Below are 26349 nucleotides of genomic sequence, written 5' to 3'. Positions count from 1 at the left end.
CTCCACACGCTGGGTGTGGAAGTGGCGGAGTGGGGGCGGTGACCACCAGTTCCACGGGCCGGCCAGGCGCAGGAAGGCGGGCATCAGGACGCCCCGGACGACGGTGGCGTCGATGAGGACGGCCAGGGCCATGCCGATGCCGAGTTGCTGGAGGAAGACGACGCGGCCGGTGGCGTAGGTGGCGAACGAGACGGCCAGGATCAGAGCGGCGGCGGTGACGAGCGGGCCGCTGCGCGAGATGCCGAGCGGGACGGCCGCGTACGCGTCGCCGGTCCGGTCGTACTCCTCCTTGATCCGGGACAGCAGGAAGACCTCGTAGTCCATCGACAGTCCCCAGGCCACGCAGAACATCAGGATCGGGATGCTCGGCTCGATCGAACCGGTCGGGGTGAAGCCGAGCAGGCCGGACAGGTTGCCGTCCTGGAAGACGAAGACCAGCGCGCCGAACATGACGGTGAGGCTGAGCGCGTTGAGGACGACGGCCTTCAGCGGGGCCACGACGCTGCCGGTCATCACGAACAGCACGAGGAAGGTGACCAGCACGATGGCGGCGGCGATCAAGGGGAGCCGGTCGAGGACGCCGGCGCGGTAGTCGGCCAGGTCGGCGGGATAGCCACCGACGTCGGCGGGCACCGGGGCGGGTACGTCTCGGACCGCCTCGACCAGGCCGACGGCGTCCTCGGCGAGGGCCGCGCTCGACGGCACGACCGAGAGGCGGCTGACCCCGGCGGCGGTGAGGGCTGCGGACGGCGGCCCGGGTACAGGTGAACCCGCGGCGAACGAGCCGGCCGCGGAGTCGACACGGACGATGCCGGGCAGGCGGGAGAGTTCGGCGGCGTACGGGGCGATGCCCGTGGTGCCGTACGTGACGATCTGGAGCGCGTCGGCCTCCTCCTGGGCGAAACCGGCGCGGATCTGGTCGTACATCTGGCGGACCGGGGCGGAGGACGGCAGCACCCGGTCGTCGGGGAGGCCGAACCGGATGCCGAGCAGCGGCGCGCCGAGCAGGAGCAGGACGGCCAGGGCCGCGCCGCCGAACAGAATCGGTCGTCGCATCACTCGGGTCGTCTGGGCGTACCAGAAAGAGGAGGAGACGGCCCGGCGGCGCGGCAACGCCCGGTGGCCCAGCAGAGCGAGCGCCGCGGGAAGCAGCAGTGTCGCGGCGATGGCCGCGGCGAGGACGACCGCGATGCCGGCGTAGGCGAACGACGCGAGGAACGGGAACGGGAAGAGCAGGAGCACAGCGAGGGAAAGTGCGACCGTGGCCGCGCTGAACAGCACGGTCCGCCCGGCCGACCGGACAGTGGTGAGGACGGCATCGCGCACCATCGCGCCGGACTGGAGCTCTTCGCGGAAGCGGAAGATGACGAAAAGCCCGTAGTCGACACCGAGGCCGATGCCCATGACCAGCGCGATGTTCGACGCGAACGTGGAGATCTCGACGAACTCGACGACAACGCGCAGCAGCGCGAGGGATCCGAGCACCGCGAAGATGCCGGTCCCGAGCGTGATCGCGGCCGCCGAAGCTCGCCGGAACACCCACCAGAGCAGCAGGAAAACCAGCGGGATGACGATCAGCTCGGCGCGCAGGAAGTCGGCTCGCGCCTGTTGCATGACGGTCCGGAACACTTCGTCGCCGCCGCCGACCTGGACGGTGATCACATCGGTGGTGCGGGTGAAGGCGGGCGTCAGCGAGGGCAGCACCTCGCGCCGGACGGTGTTCGCGTCGCCGGGCAGCCAGGCCAGCACGAGCGCCTGCCGTCCGTCCTGGCTGCGCATCGTCGCGAGCCGGCCGGTGGACCAGTAGGACCAGGCATCGGCCGCGGCGGAACCCGCCAGCTCGGCGGTCAGCGCCTGCCCGGCGGCGGCGACGGCGGGTGAGTCGACGGTGCCCGAACGGGCCGTGACCAGCAGGGCGAGGTTGGGACTTCCGGTGCCGAAGTGCTCGGCGAGAGCCTCCCGGGCCCGCATCGACTCGGCACCGGGCGCCTCGAACCGGTTCAGGGCGAGACGGTCGAGGACGCCGGCGGCGAGGACCCCGGCGACGACGGTGAGCAGGGCGGCGAAGGCCAGGATCCACCGGGCCCGGCGCAGCACGAAGCGGCCGATCATCGAACCTCCTGATAGGTTTTACGAGCGACGACTCGCATTTAGATTACGAGTGATTGCTCGTATTCCACAAGGGAGACCCATGCCCGAGGAACGACCGCGCCGCCGTCAGGCCCGCGGCGAGCGGCGGATCGCGGAGATCCTGGACGCCGCCGCCGGGGTCTTCGCCGAGGCCGGGTTCGAGCGCGCCACCACCAACGCGATCGCCGCGGCGGCCGGCATCTCCCCCGGCTCGCTGTACCAGTTCTTCCCGAACAAGGCGGCCCTCGCCCAGGCCCTCGCCGACCGCTTCGTCGCCGAGATGGCCGCGGCGCACCGGGCCGCGTTCGACGGCACCGACTTCGCGGCGCTCAGCGTCGGCGAGGTGGCCGACCGGGTGATCGACCCGATCCTGGAGTTCAACCTGGACAACCCGGGGTTCAAGGCGCTCTTCGCGCGTCCCGACATGCCGTCCGACCTGGCCGCAGCCGCGCAGCCGATCCAGGGCGCGCTGCTCGGGCGCGTCACGGCCATCCTCGCCGCACGGGTGCCGGGCATGCCGGAGCCGGACCGCGCCCGCAGCGCGCGGGTGCTGATCCAGATCTTCCAGGGCATGGTGCCGCTCGTGGTGTCCACACCGGAACCCGAGCGACCGGCGGTGATCGCCGAGGTCAAGCGGGTCCTCATCGGGTACCTGGCCTCGATCGAAAGTCTTAAGTGACCGATCACGGACAGGTTCGCGCAACGCGCCCGGTGGGTAATTAACGTGACGCCATCCCCCCTCGCAGGGAACTCGCAGGGAAAGGGGTCCCGTGTCCGCTCCGGCGCACCGACAGCCGAGCCAGCGCAACCGGATCCTCGCGCTCGGGCTCGGGCTTCTGTTCGGCCTGATCCTGCTGGTCGTCCTGCTGACCCAGTGCGGCGGCGACCCGGAGACCACGCCCGGCGGACAGGGCGGGCCGCAGGTCAGCGCATCGGCCGGCCCGTCGCAGGGCGGCGGACCTCCGGCCGGCGCCGAACCCTCGACCTCCGCCGTCCCACCGAACGGCTCGGCCCCGGCGGAGAATCCGCCGGGGAGCGCCGCGCCACCGGACAGTGAGACCCCGGCGGACACGGAAGCCGGCGACGAGACCACGACGGCACCGACGCCGAAGGGCGGGGTGAACGCGGGCGGCGGCAGCGGCGCCACCGACCGGCGCGTCCCGTTCCTGGCGATCGGGACATTCCTGCTCATCGCGGCGCTGGGTTCGGCGTGGTACGCGGTCGGCCGCCGGTCGCGCGCCTGACGGCGGTGACGTACATCCGCAACCGCCGTGCGGCGGCGCTTGCCCTGGTCCTGGCGCTGCTCGGGACGGCAAGCATCGCGACGGGCCTGTGGGTGGAGCCTTCGTCGCCGCCGGTCTCGGCCGCGACCGAAACCGCGTCGGCCTGGACCGGCATCCCCGCCTCGCCCGCGCCCCCGCGCGCCGCCGCGGCGGGCTCTCACGCCGCTACGGCGAAGCCCGCGCTCCCTCGCACCGCCGCGGCGAAGCCCGCGACTCCGCGAACGCCGGCCGCGACCGGGCTTCCGCGATCGGAACCGGTCAGGCTGGACATTCCGGCGATCAAGCTGAAGAGCGGGCTGAGCAGGCTCGGCATCAATCGCGACGGGACCATCGAGGTGCCTCCGCTGCGAGCCGGTGCTCCGGCCGGGTGGTACCGGCACTCGCCGACCCCGGGCGAGCCCGGGGCGGCGATTCTCATCGGGCATGTGGATTCGGCACGCGACGGCCCGGCGGTCTTCTTCCGGCTGCGGGAGCTCAAGGCAGGCGACACCATAGATGTACGTCGAAACGACCGCTCGGTCGCGCGTTTCGTGGTGACCCGGGTCGCCAGCTATCCCAAGAACGACTTCCCGACCGAGGATGTCTACGGCCCGACAGAGCACCCCGCACTGCGACTCGTCACGTGCGGCGGCAGCTTCGACCGCCGGGCCGGCAGCTACCGGAGCAACGTGGTCGTCTATGCGGAAGCAATCTGAGGGAGCGCTCTCTCATGACCGGAACCGATTCCGGGACCGGTTCCAGTCATACTTTCGGTCAGGTCGGTTCCGGAACTTCGGCGGCTCGTCCGGATCCGTGAGGTATGCCGGTTAGCCGCTCTTGACATGGAGCTGCGCCGATTGCTTCTGTGACCGGGATCATTGCGATCTTGTTACGGAAGGGATCCCTCCGCATGACGCGAATTCGCGAGCGTAGTGGCCGTACACCACTGCGCCGCATCACCGCCGGAGCGCTCGCTCTCGGCCTGGCGCTGACGGCCGTCGGCGCCACCTCCGGCCCAGCCGCGGCTCACGGCGGCAGCGCCGCTCCGAGCCTCGGCGCGAACGTGACCGTTTTCGACCCGAGCATGCCGGTGAGCGAGATCCAGGCCAAACTGGACGCCACGCATGCCGCGCAGGTCAACAACGAGATGGGCACCGCGCGCTACGCGTTCCTGTTCAAGCCGGGCACGTACGGCACCGCGGAGCAGCCGCTGCAGTTCCAGGTCGGCTACTACACCGAGATCACCGGTCTCGGCGCCGACCCGGGCGACGTCGTCATCAACGGCAAGGTGGAGGTCTACAACCGCTGCCTCAACGCCGACCCGGCGAACCCCAACTGCATCGCGCTGGTCAACTTCTGGCGCACCATCTCCAACCTGACCGTCAACATCAACGGTGCCGGGCAGGACGGCTGCCGGCAGTCGGCCAACTTCTGGGCCGTCTCGCAGGCGGTCTCCATGCGGCGCGTCCAGTTCACCGGCGGCGGCCTGTCGCTGATGGACTACTGCACCGCCGGACCGCAGTACGCCAGTGGCGGCTTCATCGCGAACTCCAAGCTGCCGTCCACCACCAACGGATCGCAGCAGCAGTGGCTCACCCGCAACAGTGAGGTCGCGAGCTGGTCGAACGCGGTGTGGAACCAGGTCTTCGCCGGGGTCGTCGGCGCGCCGGACGACGCGGCGTTCCCGAACCCGCCGTACACCACCCTGGCCACCACCCCGGTCAGCCGGGAGAAGCCGTACCTCTTCGTCGACGCGAAGGGCAAGTGGCAGGTCAAGGTACCGGCCGCCAAGCGCAACACCAGTGGCACGGACTTCGCCTCCACCGGCGGTCGCACCATCCCGCTGTCCGACTTCTACATCGCCAAGCCGGGTGACTCGGTCACCAGGATCAACCTGGCGCTGGCGCTGGGCAAGCACCTCCTGCTGACCCCGGGCGTGTACGACATCGCCCGCAGCATCGAGGTGTGGCGCCCGAACACCGTCGTCCTCGGTATCGGTCACGCGACCCTCACCGCAGTCAACGGCTCGACCCCGATCGACGTCGCGGACGTCCCGGGTGTCATCCTCGCGGGCGTCACCATCGACGCCGGCACCAAGGAGTCCCCGGTCCTGCTGCGCGTGGGCAAGAAGCACGGTCTCGGCCTCAGCTCCCCGTCGAACCCGACGACGCTGAGCGATATCTACTTCCGTGTCGGCGGCCCGCACATCGGCAAGGCCAACATCGCGCTCGAGGTCAACAGCGACGACGTGCTCATCGACCACACCTGGGTGTGGCGCGGGGACCACGGCGTCGAGGGCTTCACCGAGGGCGTGAACGGCGACACCGACCGGTGGAAGACGAACACCGGCCGGTACGGCGCGGTCATCAACGGCGACGACGTGACGGCCACCGGCCTGTTCGTCGAGCACTTCCAGAAGTACAACACCGTCTGGAACGGTGAGCGCGGCACCACCGTGCTCTACCAGAACGAGCTGCCGTACGACCCGCCGACGCAGGCCGACTGGATGAACGGCGACGTCGAGGGCTACGCCGGGTACAAGGTGGGCAACAAGGTCAAGAAGCACACCCTGTACGGCGGTGGCGTCTACGTCTTCAACCAGAACAACCCGACGATCCACACGGAGAACGGGTTCGAGGTGCCGAACACCCCCGGCGTGAAGCTGCACCACATCATGACCGTCAACCTGAGCGCCGGAATCATCGACCACGTTGTCAACGGGGTCGGCGAGGCCGCGGACACCACGAAGATCGGTCAGCCGGTCTTCGTGACCGACTACCCGGCCGCTCCCTGACATAAGTGCCTGGTGGTCATCCGTTCACGGGGCGGGTGACCACCAGCACCGGCCGTCCGGCCTTCTCGATCAGGGTGAGCGGCACACTGCCCAGGAGCCGCTGCGCCACCACCGGGCGGACGCTGGAACCGACGACGATCAGATCGGCGCGGAGCTCTTCCGCGTACCGAATGATCTGATCGACAGCCCGGCCCGGCAGCACCGCGCGCGAAGCCTCGATGCCCGCCCCCGCCAGTCTCTCGACCGCGGCGTCCGCCGCACGCTCGGCCCGCTCGACGTAGACGCTGCGCGGCATCGGCGCCAGGTGCTCGGTCTCCAGCTCGTCGACCGCCACCACCGCCACCGACGCCCCGGTCTGCCGGACCAGATCGGCGGCCGCGTCGGTGACCCACGGCTGGTCCGCCTCGGGATTCGCGGCGAGAACGATGCGCATGAATGCCTCCCCGGCGCGCGTTTTGATGTTTCCCGTCACCCAAGGTACGGGTAACGTCACGTTTCCGCAGTGTCCGTTGGGGGGCAACCATGGCTGACGCGATCGAGACGGAACCCGAACAGCCCACATTGAACCGGGTCATCGGCCCGGCTCTGCTGCTGCTCTTCGTGGTCGGCGACATCCTCGGCACGGGTGTCTACGCGCTCACCGGCAAGGTGGCGAACGAGGTCGGCGGCGCGGTGTGGCTGCCGTTCCTGCTGGCCTTCGTGGTGGCGCTGCTGACCGCTTTCAGCTATCTGGAGCTGGTCACCAAGTACCCGCGGGCGGCCGGTGCGGCGCTCTACACGCACAAGGCGTTCGGCGTGCACTTCCTGACCTTCATGGTCACCTTCGCGGTGATGTGCTCCGGCCTCACCTCGGCGTCCAGCGCGTCCAAGGCGTTCGCCGGCAACTTCGGCGAGGCGTTCGACCTCTCGATCGGCGACGGGTTCGCGCTGACCGCTGTCGCACTCGGCTTCATCACGCTGGTCGCCCTGGTCAACTTCCGCGGCGTCGGCGAGTCGGTCAAGGCCAACGTGGTGCTGACCTGCGTCGAGCTGACCGGCCTGCTGATCGTCATCGGCATCGGTGCGTGGGCACTCGGCGGCGGTCAGGGCGACCTGTCCCGGCTGACCGAGTTCAACACGCCGCCGGGCGAGAGCATCGTCCTGTCGGTCACCGCCGGTACGGCACTCGCCTTCTTCGCCATGGTCGGCTTCGAGGACTCGGTGAACATGGCCGAGGAGACCCGCGACCCGGTACGGATCTTCCCGAAGGTGATGCTGACCGGTCTCTGCATCACCGGCCTGATCTACGTGCTCGTGGCGATCTCGGCGGTGGCCCTGGTGACACCGGCCGAACTGGGCGAGGGCGACACGCCGCTGCTCAAGGTGGTCTCGGCCGGAGCGCCGGCCTTCCCGCTGACGATCTTCGCGTTCATCACGATGTTCGCGGTCGCCAACAGCGCGCTGATCAACATGATGATGGCGTCCCGGCTGCTCTACGGGATGGCCAACGAGCGGGTGCTCCCCCGGATCCTCGGACGGGTGCACCGCGCCCGGCGTACGCCCTGGGTGGGGATCGTCTTCACCACGCTGATCGCGTTCGGCCTGATCTGGTTCGCGGACCTGGCCGCACTCGGCGGGACCACCGCGCTGCTGCTGCTCTGCGTCTTCACCGTCGTGAACGTGGCCGTCCTGGTGCTGCGGCGCGACCCGGTGGACCATCAGCACTTCCGGGCGCCGACGGTCATCCCGGTGATCGGTGCGCTCGCCTGTGCGTTCCTGGCCAGTCCGCTCTCCGGGCGGGCGACCGCGGACTATCGTGTGGCGGGCGTGCTGCTGTTGATCGGCGTGGTGCTGTGGGCCATCACTTATGCCGCTAACCGGTTCGTACCGGGCGCTGTCTCTCGCCGCTGATCCCGCCACTGAGGAGTGTCCCTCATCCGTGGGAAATCCGCCGGAAACGCGTATCGGCCGAGGCGGGACCGCATTGTGGCCGGTAGCCACCCACGTCGTGGCTGCTCCGCGGGATGTGCAAAGCTGCCCGCTACCACATGCACCCTCATCTCCTGTCCGGAGGCCCGATATGGCATCATTCCTCTACTTTGTTGCCGGGCTCGTGATCGGCGCCATAGGCGGTTGGCTGTTGTGGGGGCGGCGTAGCGCCTCCCCCAAGCCCGCCGAGTCTGTCGCGCCTGCCGCGCCCGCGCCCGCCTCGTCGTCCGACTCGAAGCCTGTCGAATCGGCCGAGACCGTGATCCTGCCGACTCCTGAGGCGGTGGCGGCGGAGAGCAAGACCGAGGTTATTCCGGTTGTCGAGCCGGCCGCTGAGACTGTGCCGGTGGCGGACCTCGCTCCGGCCGAGGCGAAGGACGAAGTGCCGGCGACGGTTGAGGCCGCCATCGCGGATGCCAAGACCGAGGTGATCGAGCCGGCCGCGCCTTCCGCTCCGGCCGAGGCCGAGGCCGAGGCTGAGGAGACCGTGGAGGTTCCCGCGGCCCCGGTCGAGCCCGCGTCCCCGGCTGCCGTTGAGCCGGTCGCTGAGGCCGCGCCGGTCGTTGCCGAGCCGGTCGCCGTGGACGAGCCGGTTGCCGCCTCGCCGGAGCCGGTTGTCGCGGCGCCCGCGGCTGTGGCCGAGGCCGCGGCTGTGGCCGAGCCGGTCATCGCCGAGCCCGCCCCGGGCACCGAGGAGCCGGACGACCTCACCAAGATCGCCGGGATCGGCCCGAAGATGGCGATGGCGCTCGCCGCGGCGGGGATCACCACCTACGCCAAGCTCGCCGACGCGGACGTCACCAGCCTCAAGCAGGCGGTCACCGCGGCCGGCATGCGCGGCTCGGCGAGCCTCGTGACCTGGCCGGAGCGCGCCCGCGAACTGGCCGGCGCCCGGAACTGACCGCACACGGCGCGATCCGGTGTACGGGGGCACCGGATCGCCCGTTCGGGCACTGTCTCCCAGGTCACTTCGAAAAGTTGCAGCTCAGGAGCGCCCCGGACGATGGTTGCGGCCGTCCCACCCGGCCGAACCCTCCGAGGAGCCCACGATGTCGATGACCGTCAGCGCAGCGACCGCTTCGGCGTGGAACAGTTACGCGGCCTGGGGCCGCCTGCAGTCCGCCAGCGGCAAGCTCACCGCCGACCTCAGCCCCGTGCCGGCTTCCGAGGCAGTACTCACCGCCGACCGCGCCGCCGTGGTCAACGCCGCCCACGAGGTGGCCCGGATCGAAGCCCGCCGCGCCTCCGACGTAGCCCGCCTGAAAGCCTCGAACGCCACCTTCGACTTCCTGGTCTGACTTCCCTTGGGCGTTCGCGCCGGTTGTGGGCGGTTCCGGTGCCCACGATCCGGGTCGGGCGAGCGGAGGATGGCACCGGAACCGGTGAATTGGGGCGGGGAATCGAGAATCCGACATCATTGGCACATCGCAGCGCTCACGGCAGAGGGCGCTGACCGGACAGCGCAACATCATCCCTGGTAGATCGCCGTTCCGGGGACGGTGCGGCACGGTTCGCCCGGAGCAGGAGATCCGTAGATCAACAACACTATGTCGCTGATTGCGGACGGTTCGTAATCAGCGAGGGGTTTCGCCCCCGGCTCCGGCATCGCACCATGGATGCAGGGTGATGCGATGAGCGGCCGACGGCTGGCAGTGGTGGTGACTGTCGAGCACCACGATGATCCGGTCCTGAGCAGGTTCGCGGTGCCGTCTGCTGACGTGCCCGCGTTCGCCGACGTGCTCGGCGACGGTGGGCTGGGCGGGTTCGAGGTGGCGTTCCTGCGTGATCCCGGCGTGCGGGAGGCGTTCGGGGCGACCAAGGCGATGTTCGACGGGCGCGACCAGGACGACTGTGTGCTGTTCTACTTCCGGGGAGTGATGCTCACCGGGCCCGGCGGCGGACTCTATCTGGCGGCGTCGGACACGATGATGAGCCGGCCCGCGGACAGCTCCCTCGACGTGGCGCAGATCGCGGCGCTGCTCCAGCACAGCCGTGCCGGTCAGGCCGTGGTGATGCTGGACGGCCGCACCGGCGGGCCGGTCGACGCCGGCCATCATTTCCGGGCAGCGCGGGTGGCCGAGTGGCAGAGTCGCATCGTCATCGCGGCTACGGCACGGCCCGAACCGCCGACGTTCGCCGGGTTGATCGCGGACGGGGTGCGCAGCGGGGCGGCCGACCGGGATCGGGACGGCTTCATCGGGATCGGCGAGCTGCACGACCACCTTCGCGAGCGGGATCCCAGCGTGCGGCAGTGGGTTTTCGGGTCGGGGCGTCAGCCGTACGTCTCCCGGGTTCGACGCCCGGGAAGCGACCAGATGGCGCTGATCGCCCAGCTTGCGATGGCAGCGGGTGGCGCAGATCTTTCCCGCGCCGTCGAAGCGCGCGCGACGCTGCAGCGCCTGACCACCGGCGAAGGTCGCGTCGCGGCAGCCGCAGCGGCCGCACTGCGCCGCACCTCGGTGAGACTCGGCGAGCCCGCGCTCGACTTCGGGCGGGTGGCAGCGGGCCGGCAGGTGACCGCGGAGGTCTCCGTGCAGGGCCCGCCCCTGGCCGCGGCGTCCGCGGTGACCAGTGACGTGGAGGGACTGCACGCTCGGCTGGAGGGCGGGGTGCTGCGGGTCTCGTGGTTCCCGGGCAGCGGCCGGCTGCACGGGACGGTTCTGCTGGCGGGGCCGGCGGGGAGCGCTCAGCTGGTGGTTACCGGGGAGGTTGCGGAGAGCGCGGGGTCCGTGGTGGCGGGTCAGTTGCCGCCTGGGCCCTATCCGGCGGGGTCGCCTGTGCCTTATCCGGCGGGGTCGCCTGTGCCCTATTCGGCGGGGTCGCCTGCGGAGGGGCCCTATGGGGTGGGGTCGCCGGCGGATTGGTCGCAACCGCCCACCGGTAGTCCGCAGATCGCGAGGACGTCTCCGCAACCGTGGCCGGGGGCGATTCCGGTTGTGGCGGGGGACGCGGCGGGGGTGGTGGGCAGGCCTGGGCCGTTCCCGCCCGGCGCGCCGGGAGTTGGTGACCGTCCGGCGGTTCGTGAGGACGGGGCGGCTGGGAGTCCGCAGGTTGCGAGGACGTCGCCGCAGCCGTGGCCCGGTCCGCTTCCGGCTGAGACGGGTGCGGGTGGCTCGGCTGTCGCGGTCTCTGGTACGCCGGTGTCGTCGCCCGTGGTGCCGGCTCCGCGTGACCCGGTTTCGCCGGCCGCGGCCGGCGGGGGCGAGGGTTCGTGGCCTGGTTCGGGTGGGTGGCCTGGTTCGACGTCCGGGGGGTTCGGCTGGGCGAGCACGCCGCCCGCGCCGCCGCCCGTGACACCGCCCGCGCCGCCGCCCGTGACACCGCCCGCGCCGCCGCCCGCGACACCGCCCGTGACACCGCCCGCGCAGGAGCACGCCGAGCCGCCCGCGCAAGAACACGTGGAACCGCCCGCGCAAGAACACGTGGAACCGCCCGCGCAAGAACACGTGGAACCGCCCGCGCAAGAACACGTGGAACCGCCCGCACAGGAGCACACGGAGCCGCCCGCGCAAGAGCTTGCCGAGCCGCTCGCACAGGAACACGCCGAGCTGCCCGCACAGGAACACGCCGAGGTGCCCGCGCAGGAACACGCGGAGCCGCTCGTGCTGGAGCACACGGGACCGCCCACGCAGGAGCTTGCGGAGGAAGGCGAACAGCAAGTCGGAGTGGGGAGCGGTGACGTTTCCCGGGTTGAGGCCGCGGACTCCCCCGTTGTTGAGGGCGTCAACGGGACGGTGCCGGAGGGTGAGTCCGGGAGCGGATGGGACATTCCTCGTCAACGGGAGGAAGCGGAACTGAACGGCTCGTCGCCTGGCGGGGAGCCGGTCAATGGGCGCGCCGGCGAGGGTGCACAGCCGCGGGTGGACGAGGCTGATTCGCGGCCGGGTGGTGAGATTTCAGCGACGGGGGTCTATTCTTCCGAGCGGCCGGAGGAGGCGGGTGCGCCCGCCGCCGCGGTAGTGGGCTCGGTCCGCACCATGGAGACGACGGAGAACGAGCACACGAGGCAGGACGAGACCTCGGGTGGCGTTCTGTCAGACCAGGTCAGCAGCGCAGCTGAGCAGGAGCCGTCGGTGGACGAATCGGTCAAGGACGAACAGCAGGCGGGGGTTTCCCTTCCGGCACAGCGGCAGCCCGTCGACGACTGGGCTCCCGCTCCCGAGGCCGGCAACCTCTGGCCGGGCGAGGCGCCCGAACGGCCGGAGGAGGCGGGTGCGCCCGAGCCGACGGCCCCGGCGGTGGTCCCGCCGGCAGCCCCGCCGGTGGCCCCGGCGGTGGCCGAGAGCGCCACGAACACGGGAAACCCCTGGTCGACGTCCCCGATCCGCCCCGAGAGCAGCACGCCGGAGCCCGCCCCGGAGACCCCGGTGTCAGGCTCCGCCCCCGGCCGGCCCGTCGGTTTCTGGCCGGGAACAGAGCCGGGCCAGGAACCCGAGCAGACCCAGGCATCGATAACCCCGCCGACCCCCTGGCCCGTCGCCGGCGCACAGCCCCCGCCCTGGCCGACCGCCGAACCCACATCCGGCGCCCAGGCCTCAGCCTGGCCGAGCACCGAACCCGCATCCGGCGCCCAGGCCTCAGCCTGGCCGAGCACCGAACCCACGTCCGGGGCGGCACAGGCCTGGCCGAGCACCGAAACGCCCCAATCACCCCCTCCCGCCGACCCCTGGCAGACCACCACGCCGATCTCAGGCGCCGGCACCCCTCAGCAAACCCCGGACGACTGGCCCCGAGCCTCCTCCCAGCGCGTCTCCGGCTGGCCCGCGACCGCCTCCGCCTGGCCCGGCGGCACCGACTGGCCGCCCGCGCCGCCCGCCACCACCACCCCATCCCCGCCGCCACTGGAGCCCGAGCCCGAGCGCAACCGCAAGACCGGCCGCATAGCCGCGATCCTGCTGCTCGTCCTGCTCCTGGCCGGCGGGACCTACCTGGGCGCCCGCTTCGCCCTCACCGGCAACGACAGCAAGGACAACAACGCCGCCCCGCCGCAGCCGACGGCGGCAGCGCCCACCGCGACAGAGCCGACGGAAACGGCAGCACCGACAGAACCCACACAACCCACCCAGGCCGCGCCCGCGTCGATAGCCAAGCCCGCGGTCGTCGACACCTTCAAGTTCGGCCAGGAGCCCGAGGGTGTCGCGGTGGCGCCGGACAACAGGACCGTCTACGTCGCCGACCAGAACTCCAAGGATGTCCACTTCATCGACCTCGAGTCACGGGACATCGCCGCTGTGAAGGTCGCCAACACGCCGCGATTCCTGGCCGTCTCCGAGGACGGGAGCCGGCTGTACGTGTCGATGTTCGAGAACAACTTCACCGGCAACGGGCTGGCGGTGATCGACACCGGGAAGCGTTCCGTGATCAAGACGATCCGGACCGGGCCGCGGCCGTTCGAGCCCGCGGTCGCGCCGAACGGGCAGGTGTGGCTGCCGATTCACAACGGCGCGCGTGTGGAGATCTATGACCCGGAGACGCTGACCGAGGCCGGCCGGCTGTCGGTCCCGCCGAACCCGCACTGGGTGACGTTCTCGCCGGACGGCAAGATCGCGTACACCGCGAACCACGAGTCCAGCCAGATCTCGGTGGTGAACGCCGAGGACCGCATCGTGACCCGCAACGTCAAGGTGGGGCGGTCGCCGCACAGCATCGCCGTCACGCCGGACGGCAGGACGCTGATCGTCACGAACTACGACCTGGACACCGTGGAGGTCTTCAACACCGCGGACATGAAGCGCCTGCACAAGATCAACGTGGGTAAGGAGCCGCAGGCGGTGGTCACGTCGACCGACGGGAAGCACGCCTACGTGGTGAACGAGGGTTCCGACAACCTCTCCGTCGTAGACCTGCCGTCCGGCAAGGTCGTCTCCACGGTCAAGACGGGTGACAGCCCGCGGGTCATCGCGATTTCGCCCGACGGTTTGCGGCTCTACGTGACTGACGGACGGGGGCGTTCGGTTACCGTTCTCAAGACCACGGACAAGTAGTGATTCCCTGGTAGTGTCCCGCCATGACGACGGAATCCGGCATCGACCGCTCCCGCCTGCGCACCCTCGCCGAGCGGGAGCGCGCCACCTTCGCCGAGCGGAACCCCGGTTCGCGTCAGGCGTACGCGAGGGCCGACAACCTGTTCGGCCGCGTCCCGATGACGTGGATGAACAAGACCGCCGCCGGTTTCCCGGTTTATCTGAGGACGGCTCGCGGCAACCGGATCACCGACGTCGACGGCAACGAGTACATCGACTTCTGCCTGGGTGACACGGGCGCCATGGCCGGGCACTCCCCCGCGCCGGTCGTCGCCGCGGTGAACCGCCGCCTCGGCGAGCTGGGCGGCGCGAGCACCATGATGCCGACCGAGGACGCCGCGGTGGCCGGCGCCGAGCTGGCCCGCCGCTTCGGGCTGCCGGCGTGGAGTTTCGCGCTGACCGCCACCGACGCGAACCGGTGGGCGATCCGCCTGCTGCGCGCGGTCACCGGCCGGTCGAAGATCCTGGTGAACAGCTACTGCTACCACGGTTCGGTGGACGAGTCGCTGATCGTGGTCGGGCCGGACGGGCGCGGTCAGAGCCGGGAGGGCAACGTCGGCGCCCCGGTGGACGTCACGATGACGAGCCGGGTCGCCGAGTTCAACGACCTGGCCGGCCTGGAGCGGGAGCTGGCACACGGTGACGTGGCGGCGGTGCTGATGGAGCCGGCGCTCACCAACATCGGCATCGTGCTGCCCGAGGACGGCTACCTCAAGGGCGTACGCGAGCTGACCCGCCGGTACGGGACCTATCTGATCAACGACGAGACGCACACGTTCTCGGCCGGTCCGGGCGGGGCCACCGCGTTCTGGGATCTGCGGCCGGACGTCGTGACGATCGGCAAGGCCATCGGCGGAGGTGTGCCCGTCGGCGCGTACGGTTTGAGCGAAGACCTGGTGGGCGCACTCAGCGCAAGAAATGATCTGGACCTGGTGGACATGGGTGGCGTGGGCGGAACGCTCGCCGGCAACCCGGTGTCGATGGCCGCGACGCGCGCCACGCTGGAGGAGGTTCTCACCGAGGCCGCGTTCGGCGCGATGATCGAGACAGCGTCGACGTTCGCGGATGGCATCAGCAAGATCATTGAAGGGTACGGGCTCCCGTGGTCCGTGAGCCGGCTGGGCGCTCGCGTCGAGTACCGGTTCGTCAGCCCCGCCCCGCGCAACGGCACCGAATCGGCGGCGAACGCGGACGCCGAACTCGAGGACTTCCTGCACGTCTACCTGGCGAACCGCGGCGTGCTGCTCACCCCGTTCCACAACATGGCGCTGATGTGCCCGGAGACCTCGGCCGCCGACGTCGCGCGCCACCACGAGATCTTCGACAAGGCTCTGTCCGAACTGGTCTAGCGATCACCGACCCAGGTCAGGTCCGGCTCGCTGAGCTCGACGCTCTCCAGCATCCGCCGCGCCTCGGGCTGTGCCGAGTCCCGTATGTACAGGTTGACGCCGTCCGGCCGCGTGACGAGGAATCGCACGCCGTCGGGCGGCGCCGCTGTCTGCCCCACGATCTCCAGCGACGTGCGGCCGTCCTTCGAGACGTGCGTCAGCGACTGGTACCACCCGGAGGCCGCCGGGCAGACCGCCGCCGTCGTCAGCTCGCCGATCGACGCGGGCACCGCTGGTGAGCGCATCGTGACGGTCATCATCGCGCTCGTGTACATGACACTTCGCGCGATCCGCAGCGTGACGGCCTCGGCGTCGGGCAGCCCGCGCACCGACACCATCACGTAGGGGAAGGAGGCGTGCCACGGCCGCCACTCCACCGCGACGGTCTCCCCTCGGCGCAGCCTCGCCGGGTAGCCGGCGACGGTTATCCGGTCACCGGAGTCCAGCCGGGGCCGCGGGCTCACGGCGATCCGCACCCCCACGGGTTCCGGCTCCCCCGGCACGTATCGCACCCCGGGCGGCAGCCAGTACCGCTCGCTCCCCTGCAGCGCGCCGGGCGTCATCGTCATCAGCGGCCCGGTCGCGGTGGCGAAGGTGGCCGACCGATACTGCTCGGTCACCCCCGCCGGGAACCACGACGGTGTGAACATCAGTGGCGCCAGGACCTGCACCGGCTGAGCGGGGGGCGGGGTCGTCTGCAGCGGCGCCGGCTCACTGCGCCGATCACGAAGAGCCAGGGGTACGCCGACCGCAACCGCAGCGGTGGCGACTCCACTGGCCAGCAACAGCCGCCGCTGACGGTGCGCCCGGGCCCGTGCGGCGATCCGCTCCTCGAGTCCGTCCGGCGCGGGTGCCATCGCCGCGAGCCGCTCGTACGCTTCAAAGATCTTGTCGTCGACCACGGTCAGCCTCCGATCCGGGTGGTGGTGGGCACGCCTTTGCGGAGGGTCGCCAGGGCTCTCGCCGCGTGGCTGCGGACCGTCACCTCGCGGCATCCGATCAGCCCGGCGATCTCCGCGTCGCTGCACCCTTCGTAGAAGCGCAGCGCCAGCACGATCCGCTGCTTGACCGGCAGCCCGGCGAGCCTGCGGATCATCGCGTCCCGTTCGTCGACGGCCGGACCGGGATCCGCCTCGGGCTCGGTGACCGCGTCGAGGGCCGCCATCGACAGCGGCACCACCGACGAGGCCCGGCGCCGCCGCCACGACGCCAGCTCGTTGATGATCATGCGTTTCACGTACGCCTCCGGTGACGGCGCGGCGCCGATCCGCGTCCAGCGTGGCTGCGCCCGCGCCATCACCTCCTGCACGATGTCCTCGCCGAGGTGCGGGTCGCAGGCCAGAACGGTGGCATAGCGCAGCAGAGCCGCCAGCCGCGCGGACAGAAACTCCTCGAAAGTCACCGGGCGCTCCCTTCCGCCCCTCGTAACGCTTCCGGTGGCCGGATCCGTGGAGTGGGGTCGCAAAGAACTTCCGGGCCGACAATAGTGAGTTCGGTGATTACCGAGACCGATCTGCGTACGCCGGACGGCCGCACCCTGCACGCCTACTCCTGGGGAGACGGCGACCGGGTGGTGATGTGGCATCACGGAACGCCGAATCTCGGCTCACCGCCCCGCCCGCTGTTCGCCGCGGCGGCCCGCCTCGGCATCCGCTTCGTGTCCTACGACCGCCCCGGTTACGGCGGCTCGTCACCGCTGCCCGGCCGCGACATGGCGTCCGCCGCCGCGCTCGCCACGGCCGTCGCCGATGCCCTGGGCGTGAAGCGGTTCGCGGTGCTCGGCCACTCCAGCGGCGGGCCGCACTCCCTGGCCTGCGCCGCGCTGCTCCCGGACCGGGTCACCGCGGCCGTCAGCATCTCCGGCCTGGCCCCGCTCACCGCGACGAGCCTCGACTGGTTCGCCGGGATGGGCCCCGCCAGCCGTGCCTCCCTGGGTGCGGCCGCCGCCGGCCGCGAGGCCAAAGAGGCCCACGCCGGCGTGGGCCGGGCATCCAACGCCGCCGGGCCGGAGGCTACCGCCGCCGGGCCGAAGGCACCCACCGCCGGGCCGGAGACACCCGCTGACGAGCCGGAGGCACCCGGCGACAGCGGGCCGGATTTCACACCCGCCGACTGGGCCGCCCTCGACGGCGAGTGGGGCTGGTTCGGCAGCGTCGTCGAACCCGCGATGGCGAACGGTCCCGCGCCGCTGATCGACGACGACCTGGCCAACGCCGGCCCGTGGGGTTTCGACCCGGCGACGATCGCCGCGCCGGTCCTGCTGGTGCACGGTGCCGACGACCTGGTGGTGCCGAGTTCGCACAGCATCTGGCTGGCCGGTCAGATCCGCGACGCCGAGCTGCGGATCATCCCGGGCGAGGGCCACGTCTCGGTGCTGGCGGGCCAGGCCGTACCGGCACTCGACTGGCTTCACGAGCATGCGTGAACCGCCTCCCGACCTGACCGAATCCGATCTGATCGCGACGCTGCGCGCCGGCTGGGACATCGAGGCCACGAGCGTCGACTTCCTGCCGGTCGGCGCGGGCAGTCACTGCTGGTCGGTGCGCGACAGCGGCGGTGCGAGGTGGTTCGTCAAGGCGGACAGTCCCGGTTCCCTCGACGATCTGCGCCGCTCCCTGCTGACGGCGGTCACGCTGCGCGAATCCGGGCTCGACTTCGTCCTCGCCCCCGTGCGCGGGTCCGGCGGGGAGATTCTGCGGCGGCTCTTTCCAACGTACGCAATAAGCGTCTTTCCCTTCACCGAAGGCACCGCCGGCGATTTCGTCCCGCACGCGCCCGACGATCGGCACCGGACCATCGAGCTGCTCGCCGCCCTGCACGGCGTCACCACCGCACCGGCGCCGCACCTGGACCTGCGGCTCCCCGGGCGGGACCGCCTCAACGAAGTTCTGCGGGACACGGGTGAGGTGTGGAGCACCGGTCCCTACGCCGAGCCCGCGCGGCGTGTCCTGGCCGGCCACGCCGACCGGATCCACGGGTGGCTGGCCGAATTCGACACGCTCGCGGCGCACGTTCGCGACCGGGGCGACTGGGTCCTCACGCACGGCGAGCCCCACCCCGGGAACCTTCTGCGCACCGCCGGCGGCCCGCTGCTGATCGACTGGGACACCGCCCGGATCGCACCACCCGAACGCGACCTCTGGATGCTCACCGGCGGCTTCGCGTCGATGCTCGGCCTCCAGCCGGCCGGCGACGACGACGCCGTCCTCGGCCACTACACGTCACTTACCGGCCGCGAGATCTCCGGCGACGGTCTGGCCTTCTTCCGGCTGTGGTGGGTCCTGGCCGACATCGCCATCTACGCCGACGAGCTGCACCGCCCACACGGCGAGAGCGCCGATCTGGCTGCGTCACTCACCTACCTCACGGGATACCTGTAACCGAACCCCGCGCCGCCCGCCGCCCGCTGGGTGCCGCCCGCTGAGTGCCGCGCGCCGCCCGCTGCGTGTCGAATACCGCCCGCTGAGTGCCGCGCGCCGCCCGCTGCGTGTCGAATACCGCCCGCTGGGTGCCGGGCGGCGCGTGCCAGGGAGCGCTCTGCTGGTGACGCCATGCCCGGCGTCATCGGCGGGCATGGCGTCGTGACCCCGGCATCCATTCCGGAGGCCGGCGTCGTCGTGCGGTCGAACCGGCCGGCGCTCAGACCGGTGCCCAGCGCCGCGAACCGGCCTGAGTGCGGGCCGGTGGGAGCGCCGGCGATCGGGTGGTGCGGTCAGCGCAGGCGGATGCGCTGACCCGGGAAGATCAGGCTGGGGCTGTCGAGGGTGGACTTGTTCAGCCGGTAGAGGGTGCGCCAGCCGCCCGCGACCTTGAACTTCCGGGCGATCGAGGCGAGTGTGTCACCCGACCGGATCACGTAGGTCTTTCCGCCGACCGCTTTGACGGCGACCTTCTTCTTGGCCTTGGTGGCCTTCTTGTAGACCCCGGCCTTCCTGCCGCACACGGGCCATGGTTTGAGGCCGCGCTTCGCGTACAGTTTCTCGGCGATTTTGATCTGCTCGCCCTTGGTGGCCCGGTCGGCGGTCGGCGCGTATTTGCCGCCGCCGTTCGCCTTCCACGTGCCGCGGCTGAACTGCAGGCCGCCGTAGTACCCGTTTCCGGTGTTGATGTGCCATCTGCCGCCGGACTCGCACTTGGCGAGCACGTCCCAGTTGACCTGCCGGGCCGCTGACGCCGGGGTGGCGGGGCCGAGCAGGATGCCGGCTCCGGTCACACCCGCGGTCACCAGACCGAGGGCAAGGCGCGTTCGTCTACCGAATCGAGACATGGGAGATCCTCCACGCCTACGAGGTGAGCTGTCGGGTTCGGACAGAGTGGCCCGGCCGTCTTCAGGAGCTCCTCGACCGTGGCGAGGGCCAGGTCGAAAATGCTCTGCGGCTTCACCCCGAGGCGCGTTCGCGTGACGCGCCGGATTACCTGGGTCCCCCGCTCCTGCCTGAGATTCGAGTCTGTGGACGGCGGCAGGACTCGGCGGACCGTCCACAGTGCCCGCCAACGCGGGACCGGCCGACGGTAACCACGTCACGGCGCGGAAAGCCAAGTTTTACACCCGTGATAGTGACGTTCTTCACGGTATTTGCCCGATTTGATCTTGTTCGCGCCCTGGAATGGCGGGCATTCCGGAAAAGGGGTCAACCGGGTGTCGTCACGGAAGGCGTGACCTGGGAGGGGATGAACGGACGGCCGGAAAAAGGCGGATCAGGTGACGATGGATACCTGATCGGTGACGTGTTCGGACAGGAAGTCCACATCGGGCTCCCAGCCGAGGCCGGCAGTCGTCGGGACCGCGACGAAGCCGTCGGTGCAGACGATCGGACGGGTCGTGATGTCGCGGGCGTAGTACTTGTCAGAACCGGACACGTCGGAGGGCAGCGTGAAGCCGGGGAGGGAGCTCAGCGCGACGTTCGCCGCGCGGCCGACGCCGAACTCGTGCATGCCCCCGCACCAGACAGGCACACCCGCGTCGCGGGCGAGATCGTGGGCGCGGACCGCGTGGGTGAGGCCGCCCATCCGGGACACCTTGATGTTGATGACGCGGCCGGCCCCGAGGTGCAGCGCCGTCCGCAGATCGCCGATGTCCTCGATCGACTCGTCCAGGCAGAGCGGGGTTTCCAGGCGAGCCTGCAGGGTCGCGTGGGCCACCAGCTCTCGGGGAGCGAACGGCTGCTCGATCATCGTCAGCCCAAGCCGATCAAGCACCCCAAAGACCGATTTTTCCGAAATGTCGTAGATGCCGTTGGCGTCCACGTGCAGCGTCACGGCGGGGAAGGCGGCCCGAACGGCACGGACCGGCTCGACGTCCCAACCCGGGGCGATCTTGAGTTTGACCCGTTTGTACCCCTCGCTGACCCGAGCGTCCACCTGCTCCAGCAAATCGTCGATCGCCGGCTCGATCCCGAGCGAGACCCCCGCCGCCACGCGCGACCGGGTCCCGCCGAGCGCCGACGCGAGCGGCAAGCTGTTGTCCGAGGACCACATCGCCCAGGCAGCCATGTCGAACCCGGCCCGCGCGAAATGATTGCCCCGCACCCTCGCCATCGCCGAGGCCAGCTCCGACGGATGCTCCCACGACACTCCCAGCACGAGCGGCGCCAGGAACGACCGCGACACCGCCCAGCAACTCTCCACCGTCTCCGCCGAGTAGAACGGCCCCGACGGCGAAGCGATCTCCCCCCAGCCGACCGTCCCGTCCGAGGCGGTCAGCGTCACGAGAATGTGCTCCAGCTCCCGCTTGGCGTGCGAGCTGGTCCGGAACTGATGCACGAGCGGCAGCCGGACCCGGCGCAGCTCCACCGTTGAGATCCTCATTGTTCTTCCGTGTAGAGACCCAGTTCGCGAGCGAGGGCGTCCCGGTCGCGCAGCCGGCGGCCCGCCCCTTTCGAACTGGCGATGGTGAGCGTCGCGAGCAGGTGCAGTGCCAGCACCACCGAGGTGGGCGAGTTCGCATAGGAGGCCGTGTCGGACCCGATGACGATCCGGGTGGTCGCCACCGCCGACAACGGGGCGTCCTCCGCATCCGTGATCAGCACGAGTTCGCCGCCGTGCCGCGCGTAGGCCGACGCGATGTCGACGGTTTCCCGGCGGTAGCGCTCCAAGGAGACCGCCACGAGCAGATCGCCCTGCCGGATGTCGCTGAGCACGTCGAGCGCGCGCAGTGCGGAACCGTCCACGAGGTGCACCCCGGAAAGTCCGGCGCTCAGGTCGGATGCGAGCAGCGACGCGTAGCTGTGCGATTTCCCGTACCCCAGAAGGTAGCGGCGCCGAGCCGAAACGATCATGGCCGCCGCGCGCTCGATGGCGTCCTGCCCGGCGGCCCAGGAGATGGCTCTCTCGAATGCGGAACGCTGCTGGTCCAGGACGCGCTGTTTGAGCACCTGGGCCGAGCGGCGCTGGACGTTGCGGTCGAATCGCTCGGCAGGGGTCGTCATCGTGGGTCCCCGAAGACGTAGACGGCCTGGCTGCCGACTTTGGTCACCGCGGTCAGCCGGCCGCCGGCCAGGAAGTGGTCCATGAGCTGCTGACGCAGCCGGGCGCGGTCGGCGGGGCCGGGCGCGGCGATCCACTCACCCGCGGGGGTGGTCACTCTTCCCACCTCAGACGTACGGGAGAACGACGCGCTGTTCAGATCCCAGCTCACCAGCACGCGATCAGTCCCCGCCACACCGTAGAAGTCGGGCAGGAAACGGATGCCGACCGCTCCGAGCACGGCGAAGTTGAAGTGGGCGTTGCGAATCGCGTACGGATCGAAGGTCCACCTCATGGTCCCCGCCCCCGTGCGCCGCGCCGCCTCGGCCTGAGCCCGCTTGAGCAGGCGCCCGACGCCGCCGCCCTGCGCACCCGGCGCGACCACCGCGGCCTGGCTGTAGTGGTAGATCTCGCCGCCCTCGACCGCGCAGAAGCCGTAGCAGAAGCCGATCAGCTCGCTGTCCTGCCCGAACGCCCCGATCACGGTGCCGGAGTTCTCCCCGAGCGCGGCGAGCAGGCGCGGGCTGAGTCCCCACTCGGGAGCCGTGTAGCCGAACACCGACCGGTAGAGCGCGGACGCCGCGGTCCACTCCGCGAGGCCGTCCAGGTCGCGCACCACCACGCCAGCCATCGGAGCCCCTTTTACGAATCGTATAACCGCTCTCGCCACGGTATCACCGCTCGTTGACAACCTGAACGGCCCAACTTAGCGTTCGTATATGTCGAGTATCGAGGTGCTGCACCGGTACACCGCCGCGGAGTCCCCGACCGGCGATCCGCGAGCGCTCGCCGCCCTCGCCGAGATCCTCGAGGAGGACGCCGGGCGGGCCGGGTTCGGCACCGAGCGCGAGTCGCATCCCACCGGTGATCACCTGATCTGGACTCTGCCCGCCCGCGAGACGGCCGGGGCGCCGATTCTGCTGCTCACCCACTACGACACGGTGTGGCCGGTCGGGACGCTGGCCGGGATGCCCTGGTCGGTGGAGGGTGACGTGATCCGGGGGCCGGGGGTCTACGACACGAAGGCCGGGATTGTCGCGCTGCTGGCGGCGGCGGGGCGGATCGCGGGCGTGCCGCATCCTGAGGTACGCGTGATCGTGGTCGCCGACGAGGAGATCGGCTCGCCGACAGCGGGTTCGCTCGTGCGGGCGGAGGCGGGGCGGGCACGAGCGGTGCTCGGGCTGGAGCCACCGCACCCGGGCGGTGACCTGAAGACGGGGCGGCGAGGCAGCACGCGGGCGCGGATCGAGGTGGCCGGGATCGAGGCGCACGCGGCACTCGACCCGGACGCCGGCGTGAACGCGATCGACGAACTCATCGATCAGCTCGTCCGGTTCCGGAGTGCGGTCGCGGGCCGCCCGGTGCTGCTCAACACCGGGACCATCGCGGGCGGCGGGCGGACCAACGTCGTGGCGGGCGCGGCACACGCCGATCTGGGCCTGCGGTTCATCGATCCGGCGGACGAGCAGGCTGTGCTGGGGGCTTTGAAAGACCTTTCCACGGTACGGCCACGAGCACACGTCTCGACATCACTGCTCTCGCACCGGCCCACGTGGCGGCCGGACGCCGAGGGGGCGGAACTTCTGTCCCGCATCCGGACCATCGCCGCGGGCATCGGGCAGCAGATCGACGGCCGGCCGGCGGACGGCGCGGCGGACACGAACACGACGGGTGCGCTCGGGCGGCCCACCGTGGACGGGCTCGCTCCCGCTGGAGGCGGTGCTCACGCGCGTACGGAATGGGTTTCTTCGGAAGGCATCACCAAGCGCATCGCGCTGCTCGCGGCCTTGCTCACCGACTTGGCCGCGTGATGTTCAGATAGCGAATTCCGGCCGCTCAGGACGTTTGGCCCTCGCGGGAACCGGGTAATGCTCGGGGTCCGGAGACTCCGAGGAGTCCATCGATGCTTGACGATAAAGAGCGCCGCATACTGGCCGACCTCGAACGCCAACTCACCGCCGGCGACCCGGGCTTCGCCGCCCGCATGGGCGGCACCGAATCCCCACGGCCGTTCCCGACCATCACCGTGCTCCTCGTGCTGCTCTTCCTCGCCTTCCCGTTCGTGATGCTGCTGTCCGGCTGGTTCGGGATGGTGATCGCGCTGGACGTGTTCGCACTCGCGGTCGCGGGAGTGCTGATCAGCCGCCGCCGACGCTCCCGGTGACGGCGTTCTCATCGGGTTCTCATCCGGGCGTGGTTCGATGACACCGCCATGACCAGCGTTCTCGTCGTCGACGACCAGCCCAACATTCGCGATCTGCTCGACACCGTCCTGGGCTTCCACGGGTTCACCGTGCACACCGCCGCCACCGCCGGCGAGGCACTCGCGCTCGCCGCACGGCACCGGCCGGATCTGGTGCTGCTCGACGTGATGCTGCCGGACGGCGACGGCATGACGGTGTGCAGGCGGCTGCGGGACAGCGGGCTGGGTGCGGGCATCATCTTTCTGACCGCCCGGGACGGGCGCGCCGACCAGGTGTCGGGGCTCGCGTTCGGCGGGGACGACTACGTGACCAAGCCCTTCGACGTGGAGGTGCTGCTGGCCCGGGTGCGGGCGGTCCTGCGCCGGGTGCGCGGCGGCGTGGCGGAGCGACCCGATCCGGTGCTGCGGTACACCGACCTCGAACTCGACGAGGAGACCCTGCTCGCGAGCCGGGGCGGGCGGCCGGTGCCGCTGTCACCCACCGAGCTGAAGCTGCTCCGCTACTTCCTCACCAACCCGGGGCGGGTGCTGTCGCGGGCACAGATCCTGGCCGCCGTCTGGGAGTACGACTCCCCCTCGGCCTCCAACGTCGTCGACACCTACGTCGGGTACCTGCGCCGCAAGCTCGACCGGCTCGGCCCGCCGCTGATCGTCACCCATCGCGGATTCGGTTACGCACTGCGCGCGGAGCAGCCGTGAGTGGCCGGCCGTTGCGGTTCTCGCTGGTCGCCGGGGTGGCGGCGCTGACCGCGGCGGCGCTGGCGATCACCTGGTCGACCGCGGCGGTGGCGCTTCGGGCGTACCTCATGGCGAAGACCGACGAACAGCTGGCCGCCGCAGCGAGCCTGGCCCGGCAGCGCGCCGCGCTGTTCCCCCCGATGGCCGAACCGGGCGCGCCGCTGCGCTCGGTGGTCTCGGTGACCGAATACCTGCTGGAGTTCCGCCGCGCCGACGGCTACACCGCACGCCTCGTGGGTGCCGCGCCGCTGCCCGCCGAACCGCTGCTGGACCGCGCCGACCCGGCACTGACCGGGCCGCAGACCGTGGTCAGTGCCGCCGGCGACCGCTACCGGGTGCGGGTTGTCGGCGTCGTCAACGGCACGGTGCTGGTCGGCCTGCCGCTCGCACCGGTACGCGACACCGTCGAGCGCCTGGCCCTCACCGCCGCGATCACCTCAGCCGTGGTGCTGATTCTGCTCACCCTGCTCGCCCGCTGGCTGGTGGTCCGCCGGCTGCGGCCGCTCGACGAGATCGCCCGTTCCGCGACCGTGATCGCCGCGGGTGACCTGGACCGCCGGGCCGGGGCACCCGCGCCGGACAGTCCCGCGGCCCGCACCGAGGTAGGGCGCCTCGCGGTCGCGGTGGACCGGATGCTGTCCACGATCCAGACCGCGATGGCGGGGCGGGCGGCCTCGGAGGAGCGGATGCGGACGTTCGTCGCGGACGCCTCGCACGAGCTGCGTACGCCGGTCACGTCGATCAGCGGCTATCTCCAGCTGATCCGCGCCGGCGTGGTGGACCTGCACTCCCGGCCGGACGTGCTGCGCAGGCTCGAGGACGAGTCGCAGCGGATGGGCACGCTCGTCGACGACCTGCTCTACCTGGCGCGGCTGGACACCGACCCGGCCCCGCAGCGCGCGGAGTCCGAGCTGACGGATCTGATCAACGACGCGGTCGCGGACGCACTGGCGGTGGAGCCGGACCGGCCGATCACGATCGACGCTCCCCCGCTGACCGTGGTCGCCGACGCCGGCACGCTGCGCCAGGTCCTGGCGAATCTGCTCGGCAACGTCCGGGCGCACACGCCGCCGCTGACGCCGGTCACCGTCCGGGCATTCGCCACCGCCTCCGAGGTGCGGGTCGAGGTGTCGGACTCGGGGCCGGGCATGAACGCCGACGACGCGGTGCACGCCTTCGAACGGTTCTGGCGCGCCTCCCGCGATCATTCGGGCGGTGCGGGGCTGGGCCTGGCGATCGTCGCGGCGGCGGTGGGCGCGCACGGCGGCCGGGTCGGCGTCGACACCGTGGCCGGGGCCGGCACGACGGTGTGGTTCACGATTCCCATCGGACTCTCATCCGGCTCGGAACCGGTCGTCATGCCCACCTGATGCCATGG

23 protein-coding genes and 1 riboswitch are annotated in these 26349 nt (G+C 70.8%); of the genes, 15 read left to right on the top strand and 8 right to left on the bottom strand.

Features of this window, described 5'->3' with window-relative positions:
* Positions 1-2112: MMPL family transporter (locus AB0M02_RS25680; protein ID WP_364230847.1), on the bottom strand; the 2112-nt coding region annotated here is incomplete at its 3' end.
* Positions 2113-2191: 79 nt separating this feature from the next.
* On the opposite strand from AB0M02_RS25680, the gene AB0M02_RS25675 reads away from it, so the two are divergent.
* The 4 genes from AB0M02_RS25675 (at position 2192) to AB0M02_RS25660 (ending at position 6186) form a co-directional block, all read left to right on the top strand.
* Positions 2192-2809, top strand: coding sequence for a TetR/AcrR family transcriptional regulator (locus AB0M02_RS25675; RefSeq protein ID WP_364230845.1), 618 nt, complete (start codon positions 2192-2194; stop codon positions 2807-2809).
* A 91-nt stretch (positions 2810-2900) separates the two neighbouring features.
* Positions 2901-3374 carry a hypothetical protein gene (locus AB0M02_RS25670; RefSeq protein ID WP_364230843.1) on the top strand — a complete coding sequence of 158 codons (474 nt, stop codon included), beginning with the start codon at positions 2901-2903 and terminating at the stop codon, positions 3372-3374.
* A gap of 5 nt (positions 3375-3379) precedes the next feature.
* Positions 3380-4108 carry a class F sortase gene (locus AB0M02_RS25665; protein ID WP_364230841.1) on the top strand — a complete coding sequence of 243 codons (729 nt, stop codon included), beginning with the start codon at positions 3380-3382 and terminating at the stop codon, positions 4106-4108.
* A gap of 194 nt (positions 4109-4302) precedes the next feature.
* Positions 4303-6186 (top strand): glycosyl hydrolase family 28-related protein, encoded by a 1884-nt coding sequence (locus AB0M02_RS25660; protein ID WP_364230839.1) that lies wholly within the window; start codon positions 4303-4305, stop codon positions 6184-6186.
* A gap of 16 nt (positions 6187-6202) precedes the next feature.
* On the opposite strand, the gene AB0M02_RS25655 is transcribed toward AB0M02_RS25660, so the two are convergent.
* On the bottom strand, positions 6203-6619 hold the full coding sequence (locus tag AB0M02_RS25655; protein WP_364230837.1) for a universal stress protein: 417 nt from the start codon (positions 6617-6619) through the stop codon (positions 6203-6205).
* Positions 6620-6708: 89 nt separating this feature from the next.
* Between AB0M02_RS25655 and AB0M02_RS25650 the strand changes: the two genes are divergently transcribed.
* The 5 genes from AB0M02_RS25650 (at position 6709) to AB0M02_RS25630 (ending at position 15526) form a co-directional block, all read left to right on the top strand.
* Positions 6709-8076, top strand: a complete 1368-nt coding sequence (locus AB0M02_RS25650; protein ID WP_364230835.1) for an APC family permease — start codon at positions 6709-6711, stop codon at positions 8074-8076.
* Between the two features lie 424 nt (positions 8077-8500).
* Positions 8501-9055 (top strand): helix-hairpin-helix domain-containing protein, encoded by a 555-nt coding sequence (locus tag AB0M02_RS25645; RefSeq protein ID WP_364230832.1) that lies wholly within the window; start codon positions 8501-8503, stop codon positions 9053-9055.
* Between the two features lie 148 nt (positions 9056-9203).
* Positions 9204-9452 carry a hypothetical protein gene (locus tag AB0M02_RS25640; protein ID WP_364230829.1) on the top strand — a complete coding sequence of 83 codons (249 nt, stop codon included), beginning with the start codon at positions 9204-9206 and terminating at the stop codon, positions 9450-9452.
* A 333-nt stretch (positions 9453-9785) separates the two neighbouring features.
* Positions 9786-14138, top strand: a complete 4353-nt coding sequence (locus tag AB0M02_RS25635) for a beta-propeller fold lactonase family protein (RefSeq protein ID WP_364230826.1) — start codon at positions 9786-9788, stop codon at positions 14136-14138.
* A 23-nt stretch (positions 14139-14161) separates the two neighbouring features.
* Entirely contained in the window at positions 14162-15526 is a 1365-nt protein-coding gene (locus tag AB0M02_RS25630; protein ID WP_364230824.1) for a transaminase, read from the top strand.
* Here the strand turns inward: AB0M02_RS25630 and AB0M02_RS25625 are convergent.
* Together AB0M02_RS25625 and AB0M02_RS25620 are read right to left on the bottom strand one after the other, a co-directional pair.
* Positions 15523-16467 carry a hypothetical protein gene (locus tag AB0M02_RS25625; protein WP_364230823.1) on the bottom strand — a complete coding sequence of 315 codons (945 nt, stop codon included), beginning with the start codon at positions 16465-16467 and terminating at the stop codon, positions 15523-15525. The two genes, AB0M02_RS25630 and AB0M02_RS25625, sit on opposite strands and share 4 nt — an antisense overlap.
* A 2-nt stretch (positions 16468-16469) precedes the next feature.
* Positions 16470-16967 carry a SigE family RNA polymerase sigma factor gene (locus tag AB0M02_RS25620; RefSeq protein ID WP_364230821.1) on the bottom strand — a complete coding sequence of 166 codons (498 nt, stop codon included), beginning with the start codon at positions 16965-16967 and terminating at the stop codon, positions 16470-16472.
* A gap of 93 nt (positions 16968-17060) precedes the next feature.
* On the opposite strand from AB0M02_RS25620, the gene AB0M02_RS25615 reads away from it, so the two are divergent.
* Together AB0M02_RS25615 and AB0M02_RS25610 are read left to right on the top strand one after the other, a co-directional pair.
* Positions 17061-17990 carry an alpha/beta hydrolase gene (locus AB0M02_RS25615; protein ID WP_364230819.1) on the top strand — a complete coding sequence of 310 codons (930 nt, stop codon included), beginning with the start codon at positions 17061-17063 and terminating at the stop codon, positions 17988-17990.
* Complete coding sequence (locus AB0M02_RS25610) at positions 17983-18945, top strand: aminoglycoside phosphotransferase family protein (RefSeq protein WP_364230817.1); 963 nt, start codon at positions 17983-17985, stop codon at positions 18943-18945. Before AB0M02_RS25615 ends, AB0M02_RS25610 begins: the two co-directional genes overlap by 8 nt.
* Before the next feature lie 332 nt (positions 18946-19277).
* Here the strand turns inward: AB0M02_RS25610 and AB0M02_RS25605 are convergent, their stop codons facing one another.
* From AB0M02_RS25605 to AB0M02_RS25590, 4 genes are all read right to left on the bottom strand, one after another.
* Complete coding sequence (locus tag AB0M02_RS25605; protein ID WP_364230816.1) at positions 19278-19790, bottom strand: transglycosylase family protein; 513 nt, start codon at positions 19788-19790, stop codon at positions 19278-19280.
* Positions 19791-19835: 45 nt separating this feature from the next.
* Positions 19836-20020: riboswitch (cyclic di-AMP (ydaO/yuaA leader) on the bottom strand.
* A 243-nt stretch (positions 20021-20263) separates the two neighbouring features.
* Positions 20264-21373 carry an o-succinylbenzoate synthase gene (gene menC / locus AB0M02_RS25600; RefSeq protein ID WP_364230815.1) on the bottom strand — a complete coding sequence of 370 codons (1110 nt, stop codon included), beginning with the start codon at positions 21371-21373 and terminating at the stop codon, positions 20264-20266.
* The gene (locus AB0M02_RS25595; protein ID WP_364230814.1) at positions 21370-21993 is read right to left on the bottom strand and encodes an SIS domain-containing protein; all 624 of its coding nucleotides are present in this window, start codon (positions 21991-21993) and stop codon (positions 21370-21372) included. Before AB0M02_RS25595 ends, menC begins: the two co-directional genes overlap by 4 nt.
* Positions 21990-22661 carry a GNAT family N-acetyltransferase gene (locus AB0M02_RS25590; RefSeq protein ID WP_364230813.1) on the bottom strand — a complete coding sequence of 224 codons (672 nt, stop codon included), beginning with the start codon at positions 22659-22661 and terminating at the stop codon, positions 21990-21992. The genes AB0M02_RS25595 and AB0M02_RS25590 overlap by 4 nt, the downstream gene beginning before the upstream one ends.
* Positions 22662-22749: 88 nt before the next feature.
* Here AB0M02_RS25590 and AB0M02_RS25585 point away from each other — a divergent pair, with 88 nt between their 5' ends.
* The 4 genes from AB0M02_RS25585 to AB0M02_RS25570 all read left to right on the top strand — a co-directional run bounded on the left by AB0M02_RS25585 (position 22750) and on the right by AB0M02_RS25570 (position 26341).
* Positions 22750-23841 carry a M20/M25/M40 family metallo-hydrolase gene (locus tag AB0M02_RS25585; RefSeq protein WP_364230811.1) on the top strand — a complete coding sequence of 364 codons (1092 nt, stop codon included), beginning with the start codon at positions 22750-22752 and terminating at the stop codon, positions 23839-23841.
* 92 nt (positions 23842-23933) lie between these two features.
* The gene (locus tag AB0M02_RS25580) at positions 23934-24194 is read left to right on the top strand and encodes a DUF3040 domain-containing protein (RefSeq protein WP_364230809.1); all 261 of its coding nucleotides are present in this window, start codon (positions 23934-23936) and stop codon (positions 24192-24194) included.
* 48 nt (positions 24195-24242) lie between these two features.
* Positions 24243-24932 (top strand): response regulator transcription factor, encoded by a 690-nt coding sequence (locus AB0M02_RS25575; RefSeq protein WP_364230808.1) that lies wholly within the window; start codon positions 24243-24245, stop codon positions 24930-24932.
* Positions 24929-26341, top strand: coding sequence for a HAMP domain-containing sensor histidine kinase (locus AB0M02_RS25570; RefSeq protein ID WP_364230807.1), 1413 nt, complete (start codon positions 24929-24931; stop codon positions 26339-26341). Before AB0M02_RS25575 ends, AB0M02_RS25570 begins: the two co-directional genes overlap by 4 nt.
* Positions 26342-26349: the final 8 nt, after the last annotated feature.

Origin of the sequence: Actinoplanes sp. NPDC051861, assembly GCF_040681145.1 — a bacterium.
Taxonomy (GTDB): Bacteria; Actinomycetota; Actinomycetes; order Mycobacteriales; family Micromonosporaceae; genus Actinoplanes.
The sequence above is the reverse complement of the archived record's forward strand: the minus strand, read 5'-3'. Positions and strand labels throughout refer to the sequence as shown.